Annotated in this window: 23 protein-coding genes; 11 read left to right on the forward strand and 12 right to left on the reverse strand. The window is 69.4% G+C overall.

Translation table 11 applies throughout. The annotated features are described in order from the left end of the window. Window positions 1-174: 174 nt before the first annotated feature. From pxpB to pcp, 6 genes are all read left to right on the forward strand, one after another. A complete protein-coding gene (pxpB, locus tag AC1Q6V_RS00555; protein WP_010811490.1) occupies window positions 175-822 on the forward strand; it encodes a 5-oxoprolinase subunit PxpB in 648 nt (215 codons plus the stop codon). Continuing rightward, window positions 819-1,838: a 5-oxoprolinase subunit C family protein gene (locus tag AC1Q6V_RS00560; protein WP_011614361.1), complete on the forward strand. Its 1,020-nt coding sequence runs from the start codon at window positions 819-821 to the stop codon at window positions 1,836-1,838. Before pxpB ends, AC1Q6V_RS00560 begins: the two co-directional genes overlap by 4 nt. Before the next feature lie 55 nt (window positions 1,839-1,893). Further along, the gene (gene pxpA / locus AC1Q6V_RS00565; protein ID WP_010811492.1) at window positions 1,894-2,634 is read left to right on the forward strand and encodes a 5-oxoprolinase subunit PxpA; all 741 of its coding nucleotides are present in this window, start codon (window positions 1,894-1,896) and stop codon (window positions 2,632-2,634) included. A gap of 100 nt (window positions 2,635-2,734) precedes the next feature. Continuing rightward, a complete protein-coding gene (locus AC1Q6V_RS00570) occupies window positions 2,735-3,463 on the forward strand; it encodes a DUF969 domain-containing protein (protein ID WP_010811493.1) in 729 nt (242 codons plus the stop codon). A 10-nt stretch (window positions 3,464-3,473) separates the two neighbouring features. Continuing rightward, window positions 3,474-4,424, forward strand: a complete 951-nt coding sequence (locus AC1Q6V_RS00575; RefSeq protein WP_010811494.1) for a DUF979 domain-containing protein — start codon at window positions 3,474-3,476, stop codon at window positions 4,422-4,424. A 15-nt stretch (window positions 4,425-4,439) separates the two neighbouring features. Further along, complete coding sequence (pcp, locus tag AC1Q6V_RS00580; protein ID WP_010811495.1) at window positions 4,440-5,090, forward strand: pyroglutamyl-peptidase I; 651 nt, start codon at window positions 4,440-4,442, stop codon at window positions 5,088-5,090. Window positions 5,091-5,102: 12 nt separating this feature from the next. Here the strand turns inward: pcp and AC1Q6V_RS00585 are convergent, their stop codons facing one another. From AC1Q6V_RS00585 to AC1Q6V_RS00605, 5 genes are all read right to left on the reverse strand, one after another. Next, on the reverse strand, window positions 5,103-6,353 hold the full coding sequence (locus AC1Q6V_RS00585; protein WP_454751131.1) for a VanZ family protein: 1,251 nt from the start codon (window positions 6,351-6,353) through the stop codon (window positions 5,103-5,105). A gap of 19 nt (window positions 6,354-6,372) precedes the next feature. Continuing rightward, complete coding sequence (locus AC1Q6V_RS00590) at window positions 6,373-7,002, reverse strand: ABC-type transport auxiliary lipoprotein family protein (protein WP_454751130.1); 630 nt, start codon at window positions 7,000-7,002, stop codon at window positions 6,373-6,375. 70 nt (window positions 7,003-7,072) lie between these two features. Then, window positions 7,073-8,014 (reverse strand): MlaD family protein, encoded by a 942-nt coding sequence (locus tag AC1Q6V_RS00595; RefSeq protein ID WP_011614365.1) that lies wholly within the window; start codon window positions 8,012-8,014, stop codon window positions 7,073-7,075. After that, complete coding sequence (locus AC1Q6V_RS00600) at window positions 8,011-8,865, reverse strand: ABC transporter ATP-binding protein (RefSeq protein WP_010811499.1); 855 nt, start codon at window positions 8,863-8,865, stop codon at window positions 8,011-8,013. Before AC1Q6V_RS00600 ends, AC1Q6V_RS00595 begins: the two co-directional genes overlap by 4 nt. Then, on the reverse strand, window positions 8,862-9,998 hold the full coding sequence (locus AC1Q6V_RS00605; protein WP_010811500.1) for an MlaE family ABC transporter permease: 1,137 nt from the start codon (window positions 9,996-9,998) through the stop codon (window positions 8,862-8,864). The genes AC1Q6V_RS00600 and AC1Q6V_RS00605 overlap by 4 nt, the downstream gene beginning before the upstream one ends. A gap of 171 nt (window positions 9,999-10,169) precedes the next feature. Between AC1Q6V_RS00605 and AC1Q6V_RS00610 the strand changes: the two genes are divergently transcribed. Genes AC1Q6V_RS00610 through AC1Q6V_RS00620 form a run of 3 tightly spaced genes read left to right on the forward strand, consistent with a single transcriptional unit; the run spans window position 10,170 to window position 12,648 of the window. Beyond that, window positions 10,170-11,051: a biotin--[acetyl-CoA-carboxylase] ligase gene (locus AC1Q6V_RS00610; RefSeq protein WP_037025304.1), complete on the forward strand. Its 882-nt coding sequence runs from the start codon at window positions 10,170-10,172 to the stop codon at window positions 11,049-11,051. Then, window positions 11,048-11,890 (forward strand): type III pantothenate kinase, encoded by an 843-nt coding sequence (locus AC1Q6V_RS00615; RefSeq protein ID WP_454751129.1) that lies wholly within the window; start codon window positions 11,048-11,050, stop codon window positions 11,888-11,890. The genes AC1Q6V_RS00610 and AC1Q6V_RS00615 overlap by 4 nt, the downstream gene beginning before the upstream one ends. 41 nt (window positions 11,891-11,931) lie before the next feature. Further along, window positions 11,932-12,648: an SPOR domain-containing protein gene (locus tag AC1Q6V_RS00620; protein ID WP_010811503.1), complete on the forward strand. Its 717-nt coding sequence runs from the start codon at window positions 11,932-11,934 to the stop codon at window positions 12,646-12,648. 15 nt (window positions 12,649-12,663) lie between these two features. Here the strand turns inward: AC1Q6V_RS00620 and rfaE2 are convergent, their stop codons facing one another. The 7 genes from rfaE2 to AC1Q6V_RS00655 all read right to left on the reverse strand — a co-directional run bounded on the left by rfaE2 (window position 12,664) and on the right by AC1Q6V_RS00655 (window position 20,123). After that, window positions 12,664-13,158 (reverse strand): D-glycero-beta-D-manno-heptose 1-phosphate adenylyltransferase, encoded by a 495-nt coding sequence (rfaE2, locus tag AC1Q6V_RS00625; RefSeq protein WP_010811504.1) that lies wholly within the window; start codon window positions 13,156-13,158, stop codon window positions 12,664-12,666. Window positions 13,159-13,875: 717 nt separating this feature from the next. After that, the gene (locus AC1Q6V_RS00630) at window positions 13,876-14,739 is read right to left on the reverse strand and encodes a ferritin family protein (RefSeq protein WP_010811505.1); all 864 of its coding nucleotides are present in this window, start codon (window positions 14,737-14,739) and stop codon (window positions 13,876-13,878) included. A 200-nt stretch (window positions 14,740-14,939) separates the two neighbouring features. Then, window positions 14,940-16,205, reverse strand: coding sequence for a patatin-like phospholipase family protein (locus AC1Q6V_RS00635; protein WP_010811506.1), 1,266 nt, complete (start codon window positions 16,203-16,205; stop codon window positions 14,940-14,942). A gap of 37 nt (window positions 16,206-16,242) precedes the next feature. Further along, window positions 16,243-17,034, reverse strand: coding sequence for a polyhydroxybutyrate granule multifunctional regulator PhaM (phaM, locus tag AC1Q6V_RS00640; protein WP_011614369.1), 792 nt, complete (start codon window positions 17,032-17,034; stop codon window positions 16,243-16,245). A 74-nt stretch (window positions 17,035-17,108) separates the two neighbouring features. Continuing rightward, window positions 17,109-17,942, reverse strand: a complete 834-nt coding sequence (locus tag AC1Q6V_RS00645) for an enoyl-CoA hydratase/isomerase family protein (protein ID WP_011614370.1) — start codon at window positions 17,940-17,942, stop codon at window positions 17,109-17,111. Window positions 17,943-18,061: 119 nt separating this feature from the next. Further along, window positions 18,062-19,042 (reverse strand): fumarylacetoacetate hydrolase family protein, encoded by a 981-nt coding sequence (locus tag AC1Q6V_RS00650; RefSeq protein ID WP_010811509.1) that lies wholly within the window; start codon window positions 19,040-19,042, stop codon window positions 18,062-18,064. An 82-nt stretch (window positions 19,043-19,124) separates the two neighbouring features. Further along, window positions 19,125-20,123, reverse strand: coding sequence for a Bug family tripartite tricarboxylate transporter substrate binding protein (locus AC1Q6V_RS00655; protein WP_454751128.1), 999 nt, complete (start codon window positions 20,121-20,123; stop codon window positions 19,125-19,127). Between the two features lie 179 nt (window positions 20,124-20,302). Between AC1Q6V_RS00655 and AC1Q6V_RS00660 the strand changes: the two genes are divergently transcribed. Then, entirely contained in the window at window positions 20,303-21,136 is an 834-nt protein-coding gene (locus AC1Q6V_RS00660) for an IclR family transcriptional regulator (RefSeq protein ID WP_010811511.1), read from the forward strand. Next, window positions 21,096-22,187, forward strand: coding sequence for a DUF3108 domain-containing protein (locus AC1Q6V_RS00665; protein WP_454751127.1), 1,092 nt, complete (start codon window positions 21,096-21,098; stop codon window positions 22,185-22,187). The genes AC1Q6V_RS00660 and AC1Q6V_RS00665 overlap by 41 nt, the downstream gene beginning before the upstream one ends. The last annotated feature ends 11 nt before the right edge of the window (window positions 22,188-22,198 follow it).

Raw genomic sequence — 22,198 nt, forward strand, 5'->3', positions numbered from 1 at the left:
GGCCATGGTGCAGCCGGTCGCAGTGGCCCTTGCGCCCCTAGGGTCAATCCTGACTGTTTCTCCTCGCCTCATTTCGATATTATGAATTCATCGATAAATTATCGATGAAATACAAACACGTCACATTCCGGCTTGCCTGCCTAAACTGGTAGCAAGTGCGCTACCGTGAATCTCATGAACTGCACCGTCCACCGACTCGCCGAGCAGGCGCTGCTGTACAGCGTGGCTCCCCCCGCATCGCTGGAAGTCCAGCGCCGGATCTGGGCGATGGCTGCCCGGGCCGAGGACTGGCGCGGGGTGGTGGACGTGGTGCCGGGCATGAACAACCTGACCGTGATCTTCGACGGCAGCGCCGATGTGGACGCGCTGGAGCGCAACCTGAAGCTCGCCTGGGCCTCCGGCGAGGCACGCAATGCCACCGGCAAGCTGGTGGAGATCCCGGTGCGCTACGGCGGCGAGCATGGCCCGGACCTGGGCGATGTGGCGGCCCATACCGGGCTGACACCGCGGGAAGTGGTGCGCCGCCATGCCGCCGGCGAGTACGTCGTCTACTTCCTGGGCTTCCAGCCGGGATTTGCCTATATGGGCGGTCTGGCGCCGGAGCTGGCCACGCCGCGCCGGCGTGAGCCGCGGGTGGCGGTGCCGGCCGGGTCGGTCGGCATTGGCGGCGAGCAGACCGGGATCTATCCGGCGGTGCTGCCGGGCGGCTGGCAGCTGATCGGGCGCACCGATGCCGAGCTCTTCGTGGCGGACCGGGATCCGCCGTCCCTGTTTGCGCCCGGCGATACCGTGCGCTTTGTTGCCGAGGAAATCATCGCGTGATCGAAATCATTCGTCCCGGCGCGCTTGCCTCGGTGCAGGACCTGGGCCGTACCGGCTTTCGCCGTTTTGGCGTGGGCCGTTGCGGGGCCATGGACATGCTGGCGGTGGAGGTGGGCAACCGCCTGCTCGGCAATGCGCCGGGCTGTGCCGCCATTGAATTCACGCTGGGCCGCGCCGCGCTGCGCTTCCATGCCGATATGCGCGTGGCGCTGGCTGGTGCCGAATGCGGCGCCAACCTGGACGGCGTGCCGGTGTGGTCGTGGCATGCCTTTGACGTGCACAAGGGCGAGACGCTGACGCTGCCGTCGACGCGCGGCGGCACGCGCGTGTACCTGTGCGTGGCGGGCGGCATCGAGGTCGAGCCGGTGATGGGCTCGCGCAGCACCGACCTGAAGTCAGGCTTTGGCGGTCTGGGCGGGCGCGCGCTGCAGGAAGGCGACCGCCTGACGGCGGGGCGCCCGGGGCTGGCGGCCGAGACCGACTGGATCGGCGTGCAGGCGCCGGCGTGGGCGCTGCCTGCCAGCATCGCGGGCAAGGCCACGCCGGTCCGGATGCTGCCGGGGCCTGAATATGAAGACTTCGACGCGGCCTCGCGGGCCGCGCTGTGGCAGGCCGACTGGACCGTCACGCCCAACAGCAACCGCATGGGGCTGCGCCTGAACGGGCCCGCGCTGGCGCGGCGCGCCGAGCGCAGCGCCGACTTGCTGTCGCATGGCGTGGTGCCGGGCGTGATGCAGGTGCCGCCGGGCGGCCAGCCGATCGCGCTGATGGCCGATGCGCAGACCACTGGCGGCTACCCCAAGATCGGCGTGGTGATCGGTGCGGACCTGTGGCGGCTGGCGCAGGTGCCGCTGGGTGCGCCGGTGCGTTTCGTGCAGGTGACGCTGGCGCAGGCAGAGGCGGCGCAGGCCGAGCTGGAGCGCTACCTGCGCCAGATCGACCAGGCGCTGCGGTGGCAGGGCGATGGCATGCCCATCGCCGCGCGGCGGCGCGCAAGCACGCGCGTGGCGGCATAGGCGCGCACGCGCAACATCAATCGGGCGACGCAGTGCGCCGCACAGGAGAATGGCAATGCAGATCGATTTGAACGCTGACCTTGGCGAAGGCTGTGCCAACGACGAGGCGCTGCTGGCGCTGATCAGTTCGGCCAATATCGCATGCGGCTGGCACGCGGGCGACGCGGCCACCATGGTGCAGACGGTGAAGTGGGCGCTGGAGCGCGGCGTGGCGATCGGGGCGCACCCGAGCTACCCGGACCGCGAGAACTTCGGCCGCACCGAGATGCAGCGCGACCCGGAACACGTCTACGCCGACGTGCTGTACCAGATCGGCGCGCTCGACGCGATCGTGCGCGCGCAGGGCGGCGAGCTGCATCACGTCAAGCCGCATGGCGCGCTGTACAACCAGGCCGTGCGCGATCCGGCGCTGGCCCGGGCCATCGTGCGCGCGGTGCGCGACTTCGATGCCGACCTGGTGTTCTTCGGCCTGGCCGGCAGCCAGATGATCGATATCGCCAGGGAAGCCGGCCTGCGCGTCAAGCAGGAGGTCTTTGCCGACCGCGGCTACAACCCCGACGGCACGCTGGTCAAGCGCGGCACGCCGGGCGCGCTGCACGAGGACGAGGAAGTCGCCCTGAACCAGACCCTGACCATGGTGCGCGAGAAACGCGTGCGCGCCATCGACGGCACCTGGGTACCGATTCAAGCCGAAACCGTGTGTCTGCACGGCGACGGCGCCCACGCGCTGGCCTTTGCGCGGCGCATCCGGGAACGGCTGGGCGCGGAAGGCATCGCGGTCCGCGCCGGCGACTGAGCACTCCGTCTCAACCGCCAGCATCCACTGCGGCCGGCGCTGTCGTGCGCTGACACGGCTGCCGTCCGCTCGCTTCCGTCACACTCGTTTGGTGTCTCTTATGGAACAGGCAGTCAATCTCTGGCCCCTTGTCGGGGTCGGCGTCATCATTGTCGGCTTCGTGCTGCGCTTCAATCCCATGCTGGTGGTGGTGCTCGCCGCGCTGGCCACGGGGCTGGCCGCGCCGATGCCGCTGATGCAGATCTTCTCGGCGATCGGCACCGCCTTCGTCAAGGCGCGCAACCTGCCGCTGATCATCCTGCTGCCGCTGGCCGTGATCGGCCTGCTGGAGCGGCACGGGCTGCGCGAACATGCGCAGGCATGGATCGCGCGCATTGCCTCGGCCACGGTTGGCCGCCTGCTGATCGTCTACCTGGGCGTGCGCGAGCTGACCGCCGCGATCGGCCTGACCAGCCTGGGCGGGCACCCGCAGATGGTGCGCCCGCTGCTGGCGCCGATGGCCGAGGGCGCGGCCGAGAACCGCTTCGGCCACCTGCCCGAGCCGGTGCGCCAGCGCGTGCTGGCGTTCTGCGCCGCCACCGACAATGTCGGCCTGTTCTTTGGCGAGGACATCTTCGTGGCCTTCGGCGCGATCGCGCTGATGCACACCTTCCTGCTGTCGTCGAACATCGACGTTGAGCCGCTGCATATTGCTGTGTGGGGCATCCCCACCGCGATCTGCGCCTTCCTGATCCACGCCGTGCGCCTGAAGCGCCTGGACCGCTGGCTCGAGCGCGAACTGGGCGGCAAGGCCGCCGCGGCCGCCGTACCTGCCAAGAGCGCAGAGTAAGGAGCCCGCCATGATCATTTCCATCGAATATCTCTACTGGCTCGCGGGCCTGGTGCTGGCGATCACCGCGCTGATGACCTTCGCCGACCGCGAGCATCCGCGCCGCCTCAGCACCGGCCTGTTCTGGCTGCTGTACGCGATCGTATTCCTGATCGGCGACCGGCTGCCGCCGGCCGCGGTCGGCATCGGCGCGGTGGTGATGGCGCTGATTGCGGGCTTCGGCGGCGTCGGCCACGGCAAGCACCACAGCCTGCCCGAGGAAGAACGCCGCGCCAGCGCGCGCCGCCTGGGCAACAGGCTGTTCATCCCGGCGCTGCTGATCCCGCTGGTGACCGTGATCGGCACCATGCTGTTCAAGGACGTCAAGATCGCCGGCGTGCCGCTGCTCGATCCCAAGAACGTGACCTTTGTCTCGCTGGGGATCGGCTGCCTGATCTCGCTGGCGGTGGTGTGCTGGCTCACGCGCGACACCGTGGCGCAGGGCCTGCGCGAGTCGCGCCGGCTGACCGAGTCGCTGGGCTGGGCGCTGGTGCTGCCGCAGATGCTGGCGATGCTGGGCCTGGTGTTCGCCGACGCGGGCGTGGGCAAGGCGGTGGCGCACCTGTCCACCGCCTATATCAACATGGACTACAAGCTGGTGGCGGTGGCGGTCTATTGCGTGGGCATGGCGCTGTTCACCGTGATCATGGGCAACGGCTTCGCGGCCTTCCCGGTGATGACCGGCGGCGTGGGCGTGCCGATCCTGGTCGGCATGTTCGGCGGCAATCCGGCGGTGATGGCGGCGATCGGCATGTTCTCGGGCTATTGCGGCACGCTGATGACGCCGATGGCGGCCAACTTCAATATCGTGCCGGCGGCGCTGCTGGAACTCGACGACAAGAACGCCGTGATCCGCGCGCAGGTGCCGACCGCGCTGGCGATCCTGGTGGCCAATATCGCGCTGCTGTACTTCCTGATGTAACTGCGGAGCCTCGCCATGCGTACCGTGCTGCTGACCGGCTTCGAGCCGTTCGAGAATGAACCGATCAATCCCTCATGGGAGGCAGTGCGCGCGCTCGACGGCGAGCGCGTGGGCGACGCGGTGATCGTGGCGCGGCAGCTGCCGTGCGTGTTCGGCGCGGCGATCGATACCATCGGCGAGCTGGTCGACGTGCTGCGGCCCGCGCTGGTGATTGCCGTGGGCCAGGCCGGCGGGCGCGCCGAGATGTCGGTGGAGCGCGTGGCGATCAATGTCGACGATGCGCGCATTGCCGACAACGCCGGCGCCCAGCCGATCGATACCGCCATCGTCGCGGGCGGCCCGGCCGCCTACTTTGCCACGCTGCCGATCAAGGCGATGGTGCGCGACATGCGCGCGGCGGGCGTGCCGGCCTCGGTGTCGCAGACCGCCGGCACCTTCGTCTGCAACCATGTCTTCTACGGGTTGATGCACCGGCTGTCGCAGCAGCCGGATGGCGACGTGCGCGGCGGCTTTATCCATATCCCCTACCTGCCCGAGCAGGCGGCGCGCCATCCGGGCCAGCCCAGCCTGGCGCAGGAAACGCTGGTGAAGGGATTGCGCGCGGCGGTGGCGACGGCGTTGTCGACCCGCGCCGATGTGCGCGAGCAAGGCGGGCAGTTGCACTAGGCCCCGTCAGCGCTATTCCTGCGTACCGGCCGCGGCCGCCTCACGGCGCGCCGCGGCTTTTTTCCTGGCATGGCGGCGCAGGCTGACCTGTTCGAAGCGCCAGATCACATAGCAGAATGCCAGGAACGGCCACAGCCAGCCCAGCCATTGCGCCAGGCTGTTGAAGTGGATGAAGCGGCCCATGCGCCAGCCTTGCTCCGAGATCCACGCATAGGGGTTGGATGGCAGCACATTGGTCAGCACCACCAGCACGATCAGTGCCACCATCGCCAGCACCGCGCGCAGCCAGCGCGGCAGGTACAGCAGCAGCGCCAGCACCAGCGAACTGGTCAGCAAGGCAAAGCGCCCGCCCTCGGACAGCCAGACAAAAGCGTTCTCGGACGGAAACTGCAGTTCGGCCGCGGTGGCCTTGAGCAGCAGCGCCGCCGCCAGCAGGCCGGCCAGGATGCGCAGCATCGGCGCGCTGCGGCGCATCGCGATCGAGGCGAACAGGCCGGTGCCGACCCAGCTGCTGGCGGTCACCAGCGATTCCAGCAACTGCTGGCTCTGCATGTCCTCGGGCCGCAGGCCGATATGGTCCTGCCAGGCCTCAAGCTGCGGGAACACCATCTGCAGCGCCTGCATCGGCCAGGACTCCGGGTCGGTCAGCCATTCGCGCACGATGCCGCCCATGCCGAACAGGTGCTCTTGCGGAAACACCTGCGCAAACGGCCACAGCAGCAGCAGGATGATGGCAAAGCTGGCGTGCGGCTCGAACCACGCATGGCGCAGGCGCGTCAGGCGCCCGTCGTCGATCAGGGCCCGGGTGAACGGCGCCACCACCGCGCCGCCCAGCAGCGCGCCCAGCGCATTGGTGATCAGGTCGATATTGGAAGAGATGCGGCTTGGCAGCCAGGTCTGGAAGGCCTCCATGCAGGCCGCCAGCAGCGTCCCGGCCACAAGCGCCACCAGCGTGGCGCGCCCGCCCGACATGCGCGGATGCAGCGACAGCACCACCAGCGCACCGAACGGGAAGTACCCCAGCACATTGGTCAGCAGGTCGAAGTCGGTGATGTAGCGCGGCTTGGGCGCGCTCAGGAAGGCAAACGGCGAAACGCCGTTGTCGACCCAGCCCGAGAACGGGTACAGGCTGGCGTACACGACCAGCAGCGTGAAGCAAATCAGCCCCACTCGGGCCAGCGGCGAGTGCTGCGGGCCGGTGGCTTCCGGCGTTGGCTGAGCCGCCGGGGGCGGCGCGGAGGGCGGCGGGGGAGCCGGCTCCATGGCATTTCTCCTTGCGTGTCTACTTTAGCTGCAGCGTGCCGATCCAGTCGAGCAGCGCCGCGATCACCGCGTCGCTGGCCTCGGCCAGGGCCTTCACGCCGCCGGCGCCATCGGCGCTGGCAGCGGGCCGGCGTGCCTCGAAGGTCTGCTGGCCGAGCATGCCATGCTGGAACACCGTGGCGCGCAGCCGCACCACGCCTTCGCTGGTGGTGGCGCTGTCGAACACCTGGTCGAACTCGATCAGGTCCACCTTCAGCGCCGGCACGCTGCTGTCGCCGAACCAGCTCAGCGTGCCGCGCGCGGCCACGGCCTCGCGCAGCCGCTCGTCGAACAGGCGCGTGGGCGACATCACCCAGCGCTGCGTGGCGTAGGCCTGCAGGCGCTGCGCCTGCGCATACTGCAGCCGGTAGAAGAGGGCGTTGCCATCCAGCCAGTTGGGCCCATCGGTCTGCGCCACGCGCAGTTTGGGCAGCCGCGCCGGCGCAGGGTTCCCGTTGCCGGGGGTGGTGGCGGCCGGCGGGCCGAGGTCGTAGGTGACGCTGGGGTCGTTGCCGCGCGTCAGCGCGCAGCCTGACAGCGCCAGCCCCGCGGCGGCCAGCAGCAGGGCGGCCTGGAGGCGGGGGATCGCGGATCGGAGCAAGCGTGGCATCTCGGTCGCAGGGTTCACGGCGGTATCTCGCGGTTGGCGGTATCGGGTGAGGGGCGGCATGCGGGCCGCGCTACGGCGCGCTGAAGCCCGGCTCGCCCGGACCCGGCGCGGGCGCGGGCGCGCCGAACAGCACGCTGCTCGGGCTTTCGTTGAACTGGCCGGCGGCGCGCTCGAAGGTGCGCGCGGTCTGGCGCGCGTCGCGGGCCAGGCCATTGAGCTGCGGCAGGGTCTCTTCGCTGAAGGTGCCCGCCGCGGACTGCACCGACGAGGCCGCGCCCTGCAGGTCGCGCCCGACGCTGTCGACGGTGCGCATCACTGTGCCGTTGGGGTTGGCCAGCTCCTGCGTCAGGCGCCGGGTCGATTCCAGCGTGGCGTTCAGGTTCTCGGTCACCTTCGGCAGCCGGTTGGCGGCCGGGCCCAGCGAATCGGACAACCGCGAGTAGTCCTCGGCGGTCTTGCGCACCGAGCGGATCGCGGCCATCAGCTCGGCGCGGTTGGCGCCCTGGAACATGTCGTTGAGCGAGGCCATCATCGTCTCGACCTGTGTCAGCAGCGAATCGCCGCGTTTTTCCAGCTCTTCGAAGAAGCCGGGGCGCATGGCGATGCGGGCCACCGCCTTGGGCGAGGTCGGCAGCGGCGGCGAGGCCGTGGTGCCGTCGTGCGTAGCGCTGTCGTCCAGCTGCACGTAGGCGATTCCGGTCACGCCCTGGAAGCCCAGCGTGCCATAGGTGGTGCGCGTGATCGGCGTGTCCTTGTTGACGTTGACGCGCACAATGATCTGGCCCGGCACCTGCGGGTCGAACTTGATCGACTCGACCTTGCCCACCGCAAGCCCGCGGTATTTCACATCGCCCTGCGGCTGCAGGCCGTTGACGGTGGAGCGTGTGATCAGGTCATACGGCACGCGCACCGCGTGGTCGGTGCTGAACCAGAAGATCGCGAACAGCACCAGCACGGCCAGCCCGATGGTGAACACGCCGGCAAGGAATGCGTGTGACTTGTTTTCCATCATGCTTCTCCAGGGGGCGGCGCATCCGGCTGCGCGTGCGGCGGCAGCGCCTGCATGGCGCGCTGGGCGCGCTCGCCCAGGAAATACTCGCGGATGAAGGGGTGGTCCACCTTCACCACTTCAGGGATCGGCGCCGCGGCGATCACCTTGTGGTCGGCCAGCACCGCGACGCGGTCGGACAACGCCACCAGCGTGTCCAGGTCGTGCGTGATCATCACCACCGTCAGGCCCAGTTCGCGGCGCAGTTCGCGGATCAGCGCCACGTAGTCGTCCGAGGCCATCGGGTCCAGCCCGGCGGTGGGCTCATCCAGGAACAGCAGCTCGGGCTCCAGCGCCAGCGCGCGCGCCAGCGCCACGCGCTTGATCATGCCGCCGGACAGGTCCGACGGCATCTTGTCGGCATCGCGCGCTGATAGCCCCACCAGTTGCAGCTTGAGCAGCGCCGCCTGGCAGATCAGGTTGTCGGGCAGCGCGCGCAGTTCACGCAGCGGCAGCGCGATGTTGTCGATCACCGACAGCGCCGAGAACAGTGCGCCGCGCTGGAACTGCAGTCCCCAGCGGTTGCGCAGCGCCTGCAGCTGCGCCGGGCGCAGCCGGGTCGGGTCCTCGCCGAACACCTTGATGCTGCCCGAGGTGGGCCGCTCCAGCCCCACGATCTGGCGCAGCAGCACGGTCTTGCCGCTGCCGGACCCGCCCACGATCGACAGCACCTCGTCGCGGTAGACGTCCAGGTTCACGTGGTCATGCACCATGGCCTTGCCGAAGCGCTTGACCAGGTTGCGCACCTCGATGACCGGGGTGCGGTCCTTTTGGACCTTCCCGTCCTGGGTGGCGGTAGCTGGCGCGGCGCTCACAGGCCCACGTCCTTGAACAGGACGGCGAAGACCGCGTCGGCCAGGATCACGATGGTGATCGCGGTCACCACCGAGGCGGTGGTGCCTTCGCCCAGGCTTTGCGTATTTGGCTTGATGCGCAGCCCGAAGTGGCATGCGGTCAGCGCGATCAGGATGCCGAACACCACGCCCTTGCCCAGCCCCAGCCACAGGTTGGCTACCGGCACCGCATCGGGCAGCTCGCGCAGGAAGAAGGTGGCACTGATGCCCAACTGCATGCGCGCGGCCAGCATGCCACCGGCCAGCGCCATCACGTCGGTCCACGCCACCAGCAGCGGCATGGCGATAGCCAGCGCGATCACGCGCGGCATGATCAGCCGGAAGCCGTGCGAGATGCCCATCACGCGCATCGCGTCGAGCTCCTCGGTCACGCGCATCACGCCGATCTGCGCGGTGATGGCCGAACCCGAGCGCCCCGCGATCAGGATCGCCGCCAGCACCGGGCCCAGCTCGCGGATCACCGCCATGCCCAGGATGTTGACGATAAAGGTGCTGGCGCCGAAGGTGCGCAGCTGGTTGGCCGACAGGTAGGACAGCACGATGCCGATCAGGAAGCCGACCAGCGCGGTGATGCCCAGCGCCTTGTAGCCCACGTTGTAGATATTGGCCGAGATCTCGCGCCATGGGCCGCGCTGCGGCACACCCGCAAAGCGCAGCAGATCGAAGGCCAGCTGGCCCAGCATGGTGATGCCGCTGCGCAGCTGCGCGCCGAACGACAGCACGTTGGCGCCGAACAGCGTGATCGGGTTGAAGCGGTCCATCATGTGCTTCTTCCAGCCCTCGTTCTGCACCGCGGCGATGCGCTCGAACACGCGGCGCTGGCCCTCGCTGGCATCGAGCCGCTGCGGCAGCGCGCCGTTCCAGGCCTGCCACAGCAGTTGCCCGCCGATATGGTCCAGCCGCTCGACGCCGGCCAGCGACCACTGCGCGCTGTCTGGCGCCTGCGCCAGCTCATGCAGCTGCGCGCGCAGCTGCCGCGCCTGGTGGCAGCCGGCCAGGGCGAGCGCGGTCCAGTCGCCACGCAGCGCTACGCTGACGGTTCCGTCCCCGCGCGTGATATCGAAGTCTGGCGTCGTCTGGCGTTCCAAGGGCATGCGATGTGATGGCCGAGTCTCGATTCTAAGCCACCCGCCCCGCTGGCGCGACCGCGCCGTGCCGAGGCGGCGGCGCGGCTACAATGCGGCATCTGCCGCAGGCACCCGGGCCGCACCCCGTCCCCGCCTGTGTTTTCTACGATCGCCATCGATCCCAACCCTTTGCCGCGCATGTCCGCCGTTCCTCCGACTCCATCCGACCCTTCCGCCCCATCCGGCGCCAACTGGCGCATTGATGCCGGCGCGCTGCGCGGCATGCTGTCGCCCGCGCTGAGCGACTGGACGCTGGAGCTGGTGGAGGAAACCGGCTCCACCAATGCCGACCTGACCGCGGCCTGCCGCCAGGCGCCGTGGACCGACGCCGCCAGGCTGCGCCTGGCTTACCGCCAGACCGCCGGGCGCGGGCGCCAGGGCCGGCCATGGCAGGGGCAGGCAGGCATGACCTTCTCGGTGGCACTGCCGCTGGCGCTGGCGCCGGCGCAACTGAGCGGCCTGAGCCTGGCCGTGGGCCTGGCGCTGGCCGAGGCCCTGGGCGATGTCGATGCGCGACTCGGCGCACGGATCGGGCTGAAATGGCCCAACGACCTCCAGATCGATGGCCGCAAGCTGGCCGGCATCCTGATCGAGTCGGTGCCCGCCGGGCCGCAGCGCGTCTGGGCCGTGATCGGCATCGGCCTGAACCTGGTGCGCGACGCGCAGATGGAAGCGGCGCTGGGCCGCGAGCTGGCTGGCGTGGCCGAGGCCATGCCCGGCTTCGACGCGCAGCGCGATGCCCCGCGCCTGCTGGCCGCGCTGCTGGAACGGCTGGCGGCCATGCGCATCGCGTTCCTGGCGCACGGTTTCGGGCCGATGGCACGGCGCTGGTCCGCGGCCGATGCCTACCGCGACCAGCCGGTGCGGCTGCTGCACGAGGGCAAGGTGATCGCCGAAGGCATGGCGCGCGGCGTCGACGAGGCTGGCCACCTGCTGCTGGAAACGCCGGCGGGGCTTGAGCGCATCGCCAGCGGCGAGCTGTCGCTGCGGCCCGCGCCGGGGCAGGGAGACACCGCATGAGCGCGCCGCTCCTGCTGATCGATATCGGCAATACCCGCCTCAAGTGGGCCTGGTGCGAAGCCGGGGCGGCGCTGCCCGCCACCGGCGCGCTGCCCACGCCGTGGCAGCACGGCGGCGCGGTTACCCATGCCGACGCCGGCGCGCTGCAGGCGCTGGCCGCTGACCTGCGCGCGCTGCGCGGCAGCGGGCCGATGCCGTCGGTGTGGATCAGCAACGTCGCCGGGCCGGTGATCGCGGCCGCCGTGGATGTGGCGCTGGCCGACGCCTTCGGAGGCTGTGCGCCGGTGCAATGGGTGCGCAGCGCCGCCGCGCACGGCAACCTGGCCAACGGCTACCGCGAGCCCACGCAACTGGGCGTGGACCGCTGGGTCGGCGCCATCGGCGCGCACCGCTGGCTGCCGCACGACACACTGCTGGTGGTGACCGCGGGCACGGCCACCACGCTGGATATCGTCACGGCCGCGGCGGATGGCAGCGCGCGCTTCGAGGGCGGCCTGATCCTGCCCGGGCTGGCGCTGATGCTGGGCACGCTGGCGCGCAACACCGCGCAGTTGCCGGCGCTGGACGTGGACGATGCCGGCACCGTGGCCGGCGCGCACCTGCGCTGGGCCGACAATACGCACGACGCCATTGCCGCGGGCTGCCTGGCCGCGCAGGCCGGCGCCATCGAACGCACCTGGCGTGTGCTGGGCGAGCGCGGGCCGGGCCCCGTGCGCTGCCTGCTGTCCGGCGGTGCCCGCGGCGCGCTGGCAGGCGCGCTCGCCGTGCCGTTCGAGATGCACGATAATCTGGTGCTGCTCGGCCTGCACGCGATGGCGATGGCATCGGCCGGCGACTAGCGCGCAGCGCAACTTCTCACAGCCTCAATCCGCCCCGACCCATGACCGCCCCAGGCCAGCCCGCCCGGCCACGCTCGCCGCGCATCGTCCCGCTGTTGCTGCTGCTCGCCAATGCCGTGCTGCTGGGGGCGGTGCTCGGGGTGTTCGGCGCGAACCCGCTGGCCGGCTGGTTTGAAACCCCGCGTGAACCGCAACGGCTGCAGCAGCAAGTTCGTGGGGAGCGGATGCGGGTGCAGGCGCCGGCGTCGGCACCGGCGGCGGGTGCCGCACCGCGCAGCGCGCTGCCGTCCGCCACGCTGGCGGCAGCTTGCGTCGAGATCGGTGGCTTCAGCGCCCAGGCGGCGCGCCGCGCCACTGAAGACCTGGCCGCCGCCGCGCTGCGCGTGGAAGCGTTCGCGCGGCAGGAACAGGTGCGCTGGTGGGTCCATCTGCCCGCGCAGCCCACGCGCGAGCATGCCGAGCGCAAGCTGGCCGAACTGCGCCGGCGCAATGTGACCGAGTACTCGCTGGTGACCGCTGGCACGCCCGAGGCCCCCACCTATACGGTGTCGCTGGGCCTCTTCCGCGAGCGCGAGCGTGCCGAGCAATATCTCGATACCCTGCGCGGCTACGGCGTGCGTACCGCCATGCTGACCGAGGCCGCGCGGCCGCTCACGCGGCAGTGGCTGCGCGTGCGCGATGCCGACCACGCGGCGCGTGCCCGGCTCGAGGCCATGCGCCAGCGCTACGGCGCCGAGGACGTGCTGGCCTGCTCCTGAGCGCCCTGGGCTGCCTTAGCTGCCCTGGCGCACCCTGGTCAGCAGCTTGGTGGTCGAGCGGTCGTGCAGGAAGGGGATGGCGTAGGCCTGCCCGCCCCAGCTGCGCACCAGCCGGGTTTCTTCCAGCGTGTCGATGTCGTAGTCGCCGCCCTTGACGTAGATGTCGGGGCGCACCAGGCGGATCAGTTCCACCGGGGTCTGTTCGCGGAACATCGCCACCAGGTCGACCGACTCCAGCGCGGCCAGCAGCGCCATGCGGTCCGATTCATGGTTCAGCGGACGGTCGTCGCCCTTGCCCAGCATCTTTACGGAAGCATCGCTGTTGACGCCAACCACCAGGCTTGCGCCCAGTGCGCGCGCCTGTGCCAGGTAGGTGGCATGGCCGCGGTGCAGGATGTCGAAGACGCCATTGGTGAACACCAGCGGGCGCGGCAAGGCGGCGATGCGCGCGGCCAGCGCGGCGGGGGTGTCAGGCAGGGTCAGCTTGGATTCGAAAGCGGGTACGGACATGGGGTCGGCATCGGAAAGTGGAGGCTGGCCCCTGGTCGGAGCCGGCGTGCTTGCCCGAGATGGTACCCCTTCTTGGGATCCCCGCCGGCGGCGGGGTCCTGGTTACCCCGTCACGCACAGCCTCATGGCCGCGTCGTTGGCGACATCCCTGGCTGCCGGATCGGAGACCGGCCGGGCCTGCTGCACCGACGCGGTGGCAATGCCGCGCAAGGCGCCCTGCAGCGCCTGCCGCACGGCGTCGATATGCGCGGCCTGCGCGTTGCTGCCAGCTGCGGCTGGCGCTAATTCCGATGTTATCGGAATTGCGAGGCATTACACCACGAATTAAATGAATTCGTAATGCTGGATTTGCATCGAATTGATGGCCAGGGTAATTGAGGCGTGATTTAAATATTCTATTTCCGGATATAAATCTATTCGACAAACGGACGCCAGGCATGGGTTTGCCGCCGCCGCGCGAGGGCGCGGCAGTGCGCGGGACGGGAATGGAATGATGTAGTAACCGGTTACTACCCGCGTGGCAACTCGCTCGTTTATCATGCCAGGCGCTCGAATTTCCGGGACAAGGAAATCAGCATCGCAGAATACCCGCCACAGCCGGACCAGGTCCGGTGCGCCGCCGCGGGTCGCATTTGTCGGGAATGCGTCAAGGCAAAAGAAGGGAAAAGAAAAGCCCCGCTTCGGCGGGGCTTTTTTTCGTGCTGCCGGACTGGCCGCTCAGGCTTGCGCCGGCTGGGCCCCGCCCGAGCCTTGCAGGCTGGCGTTCAGTTCCTTGCGGTAGCGGTTCAGGTCCTGCACGGTTTCGAAGGTGCGTTCGAACAGCAGCGACATGTTGTGCAGAATCCGTTCGATGACCTTCTTCTCCCAGCCTTCGTCAAAGCGGATCTGCTCGTCCAGCCAGTGCTCGAGCCAGTCCGGATCCGGCAGGCGCGACTGCACCGTGTCGTTGGGGAACAGCGCCTTGTTGACGTGCAGGTTGGTCGGGTGCAGCGGCTTCTCGGTGCGGCGGGCCGAGGCCATCAGCACGCCGATCTTGGCAAAGGCGGCGCGCGCGCTGTCGCCGAACTGCGCCAGGTATTTCTTCATGTAGCGCAGGTAGGCGCCGCCATGGCGGGCTTCATCCTGCGACAGGGTGCGGTAGATATGCTTGATCACCGGTTCCGTGTGCCATTCGGCGGCGCGGCGGTACCAGTGGTTCAGGCGGATCTCGCCGCAGAAATGCAGCATCAGGGTTTCCAGCGGCGGGGCCGGGTCGAACTCGAAGCGCACCGCGTGCAGTTCTTCCTCGGTCGGCACCAGGTCCGGGCGGAAGCGGCGCAGGTACTCCATCAGCACCAGCGAGTGCTTCTGTTCCTCAAAGAACCAGATGCTCATGAACGCCGAAAAATCAGAATCGTGGCGGTTGTCGCGCAGGAACATCTCGGTCGCGGGCAGGGCGGACCATTCCGTGATCGCATTCATCCGGATGGTCTTGGCCTGGTCGTCCGTCAGCATGCTGGCGTCAAAGGAGTCCCAGGGGATGTCCTTGTCCATGTGCCAGCGGACGGCTTCCAACGATTTGAACAGTTCGGGGTAGAGCATGGTAAGCCTTTGAAATTACGGGCAGATTCTACCAGATGCGAATTATTCTCTTCTCCTTTTTTAGTCCGGATCGGGGCAAATGCAACGCTTTTTGACGCGGTTTGGCGCAGCCGGCTGCATATTGCGGGCGATCAGCGGAGCGCCGAGGCGTCAATGTGCCAGCCGCGGCGCCTGGCAGGACGCCATGTGCGGGCGGGTGCTCAGGGCGAAAGCGCGCGTTCGTCCACCGGCAGCGCGGCCGGTGGCGTGCCCGGGACGACGCCGAACAGGAACGCCGCCAGCTCGTCCGCCTGGGCCTCGGCATCGCGCTCGCCCAGTGCCATCAGGGCCTGGGTGAAGGCGGGTTCGAACAGCAGGTAGCTGGCGAAGGCGGCGCCGCGCGCCTCGGTGCCGCCCAGTGGCGCCAGCAGGGCGCGCACCGTGCGCGGCAGCTGCTTCTGGTGCTCGGCGGCAATGGCTTCGATCGGCTCGCTGGGGGAGATCGTCATCACCTGCACCGGGCGCCAGCCCTCGCGGTCGCCGGCCAGCTCCGGCATGCGCGCCAGCAGGCGGTTGATATGCAGCAGCCGTTCCAGGTCGGCGTTGAGCCCGTCCAGGAAGATGCTGGCCAGCGCCTGTCCGCCCACCTGCGCCAGCGACGGGTAGCCGCCGGCCGGCATGGTGTCGTACCAGCCCGAGCGCTGGCGCGAGGCCGCGCCGATCGCCAGCACGCGCGACGCGCCCAGGTGGATCGCCGGCGACAGCGGCGACATCTGCCGCATGGTGCCGTCGCCGAACCACTCATGGTGGCCGTCCAGCTCCAGCGGCATGGCCGGGAACAGGAACGGGATCGACGCGGATGCCAGCAGGTGGTCAACCGTGATCGGCGCCGGGATCGCAATGCGCTGGCTGCGGTGCCACGGATGGATGCGGTGGTGCGACTGGTAGAAGGTCACGTGGCGCCCGGTGCTGTAGGACAGCGCGGTGACCGCGAAGGCCTGCAGCGCACCGCTGTCCAGGCTGGCCTGCACGCGCTCGGGCTCGAACAGCTCGCCCAGCATGCTGCCCAGCGGGGTGTTGTCGAACAGGGCACGGGGCGCGCGCCGCTGCGTGGCCCAGCCCAGCGCCAGCGTGGACAGCCAGCGCGCACCCGACACGCCCACGCGCAGCACGTCGGTGCGGTAGACGTCGTCGGCATGGATGCTGTGCCACAGCGCCGCCAGGCTCTGCGTGGCGGCCTGGAAGTCCCCCGCCTGGATTGCCAGCCCGGCGCCGTTGATCGCCCCTGCCGAGGTTCCGGCGATGATGCCGAAGGGCATCGCGCCATGGCCCTTGCCGTGCCGCGCGGCAATGCGCGCCAGCCCGCTCAGCACGCCCGCCTGGTAGGCGGCGCGCGCGCCGCCGCCCATCATGATCAGCGCGGTGGCGGCGGGATTGGGTCCGGATTGCGACGCGGGGTGGGGGGCCGGGAAGGACTCGCGGTGCATTGCGTTGGTGTGGACGATTTGTCGGAGTATCTGGCGGTCAGGCTGCGCTGCTGCCGTTGGCGCCGTTGTTGCCCCCGTTCTTGCCATTGTCCTCGCCGTTGCCGGCGTCCCTGGCCGGTTTTGCCTTGGCCGCCTTTTTGGCCGGCGCCTTCTTTGCCGGCGCTTTCCTGGCGGCGGGCTTGCCCGTGCCGGCGGAGGCGGCCTTGCCAGGCGCGTCCGTCTTCGGTTTTGCAGCCGCCGCTTGCGCTGCGGCGTCGGGGCTGGCTGCGGTGCCGAAGCCGCCCACGCCGCCCATGCCGAACGGGGCGATGCTGGCCGCGGCGGCGCTGCTGGCGATCTGGTTGAACTGCTGTTGCAGCAGGTCCCACCACAGCGCGGCGTTGGGCGGCAAGGCGGAATCGGTGTCGCTTGCCGCAGCTTGCGGGCGCTCGGCGGCAGGCGGCTCTTGTTGCGTGCCGCTGTCGGCATCCGCGCCGGCGTCGCGCTCCGGCGCCGCGGCGCTGGGCGTGTTGGCCGCGCGCGCGACGTTTTCCATGGCGGACTGCATGGCCTCGGGCGACAGCGCGTTGCCGAAGGTCTGCAGCGCCACCAGCGTGGCGCGCTGCACTTCCAGGCCCTGGATGGTGGTGCGCAGCAGGTTGGTGTTCAGTTGCAGCCAGCTCTCCACGGCCTTCAGGTCGGCAATGCGCTTGTCGAGGTCGTCGAGGTCCATCGGCGGCGTCATTGCCTGCAGGCCGGGCATCATGCCGGCGGGCATGCCGCTGCCGCTGCCCCACAGCCGGCGCATGAAGTCGAAGCCGTTGGTGAAATCGGGAATCTGTCCGAACATGGTCGAGCGCTCCGTGTGCGGCGCAGCCCCGGGATTGGCCAGGAGGGCCCGTCGGGCCGGCGGCTGCGTCGTCGTTACCTGAACTGTGGCGGCCGCTTCTGGCGCAGGCTCGCCACGCCTTCGTGCACGTCGGGGCCGGCAAAGCCCATGAATTCAAGCGCCAGCGAGGTGTCGAAGGCGGGGCCGGCCATGCGCAGCCAGTTGTTGAGGGCGTACTTGGTCCAGCGGATCGCGGTCTGCGACCCGGCCGCCAGCCGGTTGGCCACCTCGAAGGCGCGCGCCACCAGTTCGTCCTCTTCCACCGCCAGCGAGACCAGGCCGATCCGCTCGGCTTCCTCGCCGCTGACCGACTCGCACAGCATCAGATAGTACTTGGCCTTGGCCATTCCGCACAGCAGCGGCCACACGATCGCGGCATGGTCGCCGGCGGCCACGCCCAGCCGGGTATGGCCGTCGACGATGCGCGCGCTCCTGGCCGCGATCGAGATATCTGCCAGCAGGCCCGCCACCAGCCCGGCGCCGACGGCGGGACCGTGCATGGCTGAGACCACCGGCTTGTCGCAGTTGATGACGTTGTAGACCAGGTCGCGCGCCTCGTGCCAGACGCGGGTGCGGGTCTCGAAGTCGTTGGCCATGTCCTCCACCAGCGCCAGGTCGCCGCCGGCGGAGAAGCCCTTGCCCTCGCCGCGGATCAGCGCCACGCGCACCTCGGGGTCGGCGGATACGTCGCGCCAGATCTCGGCCAGCTCGCGGTGCATGTTGGCGTCCGCCGTGGCCAGCTTCTGGTTGGCCGACTGGGCCGCGCCCATGATGATTTCGAGGATGGGGCCGTGGCGGCGCAGCGTCAGTGCGCGATAGCGCTCGTAGCGGGGGGAGAGGGGGGTGGGGTCAGCGGTGGGGGTAGTCATTGGGGGCCTGAGAGGACGGGGTTAGCGGCGCGCCGCATGTATCGTTATTTGCCAACCGATCGGTCGGTTAATTATATGCACATCCGGCTCGCCGCCGCAGCCCGCGGCCCCCACCTGCGTCAGGCCGCTGCCACCAGCTGGTCGATCGCGCCGAATACCGAATGGCCCTGCGCGTCGAACATCTCGATCTTGACCGCGTCGCCGAACTTCATGAACTCGGTCACGGGCTTGCCTTCATCGATGGTTTCCAGCATGCGCTTCTCGGCAATGCAGCAGTAGCCCTTCTTGCGATCAACGTTGGAGATCGTGCCCGAGCCCACGATGCTGCCGGCGCGCACGTTGCGGGTCTTGCAGATATGCGCGATCAGCTGGCCGAAGTCGAACACCATGTCAGTGCCGCAGTCGGGCTGGCCCACCTTCTTGCTGTTCCAGTGCACGGTCATCGGCAGGTGCACCTTGCGCTCGCGCCAGGCTTCGCCGAGTTCGTCGGGCGTCACCGCCACCGGCGAGAACGCCGTGGCGGGCTTGCTCTGGAAGAAGCCGAAGCCCTTGCCCAGTTCGGCCGGGATCAGGTTGCGCAGCGAGACATCGTTGGCCAGCATCACCAGGCGGATGGCGTCGCCGGCCTGCTCGGGCGTGGCGCCCATCCTCACGTCGCCGGTGATCACGGCCACCTCGGCCTCGAAGTCGATGCCGAAGGCCTCGCTGGCGCAGACGATATCGTCCTGCGGCCCGACGAAGTCGTCCGAGCCGCCCTGGTACATCAGCGGGTCGGTCCAGAACTCGGCTGGCATCTCGGCGCCGCGCGCCTTGCGCACTAGCTCCACATGGTTGACATAGGCCGAGCCGTCGGCCCACTGGTAGGCGCGCGGCAGCGGTGCCATGCAGTCCCTGGGGGCGAACGCGAACGGGTGGCGTGCGCGGCCGGCGTTGAGCGCGTCGTACAGGTCCTGCAGCTGGGGCGCGTAGAAATTCCAGTCGTCCAGCACGGTCTGCAGCTTGCCGGCGATGTCGGTGGCGTAGTGGGCTTGCTTCAGGTCGCGCGACACGACCACCAGCTGGCCGTCGCGCGAACCGTCCTTCAGGGTTGCGAGTTTCATGGGTGCGATGGGGTAGGGATCAGGGGCGCCTGCATCGCAGGCGCGTTGGCCGCTAGTCTACCGTGGCCCGCCCGCGCGCCAGTCAGTCGACGGTGATGCCCTTGGCCTTGATCAGCTTGCCCCAGCGCTCGCCCTCGGCGCGCGCGTAGCTGGCGAATTCCTCGGGCGTGCTGTAGACCGCCTCCACGCCCACGCCTTCCAGCTTCTTCTGCACCTCGGGCGTCTTCAGCGCCTTGACCAGCTCGGCATTCAGGCGCGTGACCACGGCCTTGGGCGTGCCGGCCGGCGCCACCATGCCTTGCCAGGCGTAGGCCTCGAAGCCGGCCACGCCGCCCTCGGCCACGGTCGGCACGCCGGGCAGCACGGTAAGGCGCTTGGGCGTGGCCACGCCGAGCGCGCGCAGCTTGCCCGCCTGCACGTTCTGCTGGCCCGAGGCCAGGTCCAGGAACATCAGGTCGACCTGGCCCGCGAGCAGGTCCTGCACCGCCGGCGCCGCACCCTTGTAGGGCACGTGCGTCATCTTGACCCGGGTCTGGTCCATGAACAGTTCCATCGCCAGGTGGTGCGGGCTGCCCGCGCCCGGCGAGACGAAATTGACCTTGCCCGGGTTCTTCTGCGCGTACGCGACCACTTCCTTGAGCGTGCGCGCCGGGAAGTTGGGATTGGCCACCAGCACCAGCGGGAAGCGCGCAAGCTGGCCGATGTAGACGAAGTCCTTGTCCGGGTTGTACGGCAGCTTCTTGTACAGCGACGGATTGGCGGCCAGCGTGGCGGTGTCGGCGGTCAGCACGGTGTAGCCGTCGGGCTTGGCATGCGCCACGGCATCGGCGCCGACGATGGTGGCCGCGCCCGGGCGGTTGTCGATCACCACCTGCTTGCCCAGCCCCGGGGTGATGGCCTGCGCCACGGTGCGCGCCACCACGTCGGTGCCGCCGCCGGCGGGATAGGGCACGACCCAGCGGATCGGCTGCGACGGCCAGTCATCGGCGCGCGCGGGGGCGCTGGCGGTAAACAGGGCAGCAAACAGGGTACCGGCCGTCAATGCGGCGAGGGCGGGGCGGAAGTGGCCAAGGGGGCGCATCGGTTGTCTCCGTGTTAAAAAGGGGCCCGGTTCGGGCGGGCTTGCACGAGACGCATGTCGCCGGCCAGGTCTGTTGCGAAGAAAGTCTACCGATGGCTTAAAAATTGGTAAATCGATTTCGCTATAGTAAATTTACCTACGAATTTCCCCCGCCCCCCGGGGAGCAAACCATCCGCCGCATGTCAGAGACCGAAGAAGAAGACACCAAGCTGCGTTCCGGCATCCAGTCCATCGAGGTGGGCTTCAGGCTGCTGCAGGCGCTGGCGGTGTCGCCGCGCGCGATGATGCTGCGCGACCTGGCCGCCGCCGCCGACATGAACCCGGCCAAGGCCCATCGCTACCTGGTCAGCTTCATGCGGCTGGGCGCGGTGGCGCAGGACCCCGTCAGCGGGCGCTATGACCTGGGCCCGTTCGCGCTGCAGCTGGGCCTGGCCGGGCTGAACCGCCTCGATCCGGTCAAGAAGGCGCGCCCGATCCTGTCGCAGCTGCGCGACGAACTGGACCTGACCGCCGGCATTGCCGTGTGGGGCAACCACGGTCCCACCGTGGTGCACTGGGAGGAATCCAGCCATCCCGTCACCGTCAGCCTGCGCCTGGGCGATGTGATGCCGATGCTGAACTCCGCCACCGGGCGCCTGTACGGCGCCTACCTGCCGCGCAAGCAGACCCTGCCGCTGATCGAACGCGAGCTGGGCGCTCGCGGCAATGACGGCTTGCCCGACATGCCGCGCTCGCTGGCCGAATACGACGCGATCTGCGCCGAGGTGCGCGCGCATGGCGCGGCGCGCACGCTCGGCGGCGTGCTGCCGGGCATCAATGCGTTCTCGATGCCGGTGTTCAATGCCAACGGCCACCTGGCCATGGGGCTGATCGTACTGGGCGCGCAGAGCATATTCGATGCAGAATGGGGCGGTACGATGGATCGTCGCATCCGCGACATCGCCCAACAGCTCTCATCGGAACTTGGCTACCTTGGTGCAGCCACCCCGGCCGGAGAAACCGGCCAATCCTGATCTCCACGCCCGGCCCGGCGCGGATCCCCGCGTCTGGCGCCGGCGGCGCTGGATCATCGTGATCACCCTGGTGCTGCTGGTCCACGTGCTGGCCGTGGTGGGCTTCGTGCGCATGCCGGGGCCGCTGATCCCGGTGGATGTCAGCAACACGCCCACGCTGGAAGCGGTGCTGCTGCCGCCGCCCAGGCCGCCAGCCCCACCCGCGCCGCGGCCGGTGCCGCGCCCGCGCCCGCAGCCCAGGGCGGCCGCGCCGGCCCCGGAACCCGCGCCGCAGGAAGCCCCCGCTCCCCCGCTCGCCACCAGCCCGCAGGGCGCGACCGAGATGGCGTCGGGCAGTGGCGGCGAGGGCAGCGCGGCCAGGCCTGCCGCCGCTGCCGCGCCGTCCGGCGGGCCGCAGGGCGGCGTCGATGGCGTGCGCTACGACCCGCCGCCATCGGCGACGATGCACTACGCCAGCTTCGTCAACGGCGTGCAGAACCCCGACGGCCTGATCCGCTGGGAGCAGGACGGCAGCCGCTACCGGCTGGCGGTCGAAACCCGCGTGCTGTGGTTCCGCTTTGCCTTCCAGAGCGGCGGCGCGATGGCGGTGCAGGGACTGTTGCCGGAACGCTACGAAGAGCGCCGCCGCAACAAGACCGAGACCTCGCGGTTCGATGCCGCGGCCGGCACCGCGGTATTTGCCTCGGGCACGCAGGTGCCATTCCCGCCCGGCGCGCAGGACCGCTTCAGCGTATTCCTGCAGCTGGTGGGGCTGGTGCGCGGCAATCCCCAGCGATATGCCACCCCCGGAGTGACGGAAGCGTTCCTCGTGGCCGACACGCGGGATGTGGAACCCATGCAAGTGCAGTATGTTGGAGAGGACGAGATCGACACCGGCAACGGCGTGATACGAGCAAAGCACTTTGTGAGGCTGCAGCGCCGTGCCAATGACCGGCGCCGCGTCGAGCTGTGGCTGGCGCAGTCGCTCGGCTGGATGCCGGTGCGCCTGCGCCAGACCGAGCCCGACGGCACCCAGATCGACCTCGTGTACCGCGGCAGGGAAGGGCAGTAGGACCGCGGCGC

Source organism: Cupriavidus sp. GW823-FHT07B10 (assembly GCF_058794355.1).

Coding starts and splice junctions, on each gene's coding strand:
- AC1Q6V_RS00650 (WP_010811509.1), bottom strand. CDS start 19,042: ATGAAACTCGCAACCCTGAAGGACGGTTCGCGCGACGGCCAGCTGGTG.
- pcp (WP_010811495.1), top strand. CDS start 4,440: ATGCGTACCGTGCTGCTGACCGGCTTCGAGCCGTTCGAGAATGAACCG.
- AC1Q6V_RS00590 (WP_454751130.1), bottom strand. CDS start 7,002: ATGCCACGCTTGCTCCGATCCGCGATCCCCCGCCTCCAGGCCGCCCTG.
- pxpB (WP_010811490.1), top strand. CDS start 175: ATGAACTGCACCGTCCACCGACTCGCCGAGCAGGCGCTGCTGTACAGC.
- AC1Q6V_RS00635 (WP_010811506.1), bottom strand. CDS start 16,205: ATGCACCGCGAGTCCTTCCCGGCCCCCCACCCCGCGTCGCAATCCGGA.
- AC1Q6V_RS00630 (WP_010811505.1), bottom strand. CDS start 14,739: ATGCTCTACCCCGAACTGTTCAAATCGTTGGAAGCCGTCCGCTGGCAC.
- AC1Q6V_RS00605 (WP_010811500.1), bottom strand. CDS start 9,998: ATGCCCTTGGAACGCCAGACGACGCCAGACTTCGATATCACGCGCGGG.
- AC1Q6V_RS00570 (WP_010811493.1), top strand. CDS start 2,735: ATGGAACAGGCAGTCAATCTCTGGCCCCTTGTCGGGGTCGGCGTCATC.
- AC1Q6V_RS00575 (WP_010811494.1), top strand. CDS start 3,474: ATGATCATTTCCATCGAATATCTCTACTGGCTCGCGGGCCTGGTGCTG.
- AC1Q6V_RS00610 (WP_037025304.1), top strand. CDS start 10,170: ATGTCCGCCGTTCCTCCGACTCCATCCGACCCTTCCGCCCCATCCGGC.
- AC1Q6V_RS00645 (WP_011614370.1), bottom strand. CDS start 17,942: ATGACTACCCCCACCGCTGACCCCACCCCCCTCTCCCCCCGCTACGAG.
- AC1Q6V_RS00655 (WP_454751128.1), bottom strand. CDS start 20,123: ATGCGCCCCCTTGGCCACTTCCGCCCCGCCCTCGCCGCATTGACGGCC.
- AC1Q6V_RS00595 (WP_011614365.1), bottom strand. CDS start 8,014: ATGATGGAAAACAAGTCACACGCATTCCTTGCCGGCGTGTTCACCATC.
- AC1Q6V_RS00585 (WP_454751131.1), bottom strand. CDS start 6,353: ATGGAGCCGGCTCCCCCGCCGCCCTCCGCGCCGCCCCCGGCGGCTCAG.
- rfaE2 (WP_010811504.1), bottom strand. CDS start 13,158: ATGTCCGTACCCGCTTTCGAATCCAAGCTGACCCTGCCTGACACCCCC.
- AC1Q6V_RS00615 (WP_454751129.1), top strand. CDS start 11,048: ATGAGCGCGCCGCTCCTGCTGATCGATATCGGCAATACCCGCCTCAAG.
- phaM (WP_011614369.1), bottom strand. CDS start 17,034: ATGTTCGGACAGATTCCCGATTTCACCAACGGCTTCGACTTCATGCGC.
- AC1Q6V_RS00660 (WP_010811511.1), top strand. CDS start 20,303: ATGTCAGAGACCGAAGAAGAAGACACCAAGCTGCGTTCCGGCATCCAG.
- pxpA (WP_010811492.1), top strand. CDS start 1,894: ATGCAGATCGATTTGAACGCTGACCTTGGCGAAGGCTGTGCCAACGAC.
- AC1Q6V_RS00620 (WP_010811503.1), top strand. CDS start 11,932: ATGACCGCCCCAGGCCAGCCCGCCCGGCCACGCTCGCCGCGCATCGTC.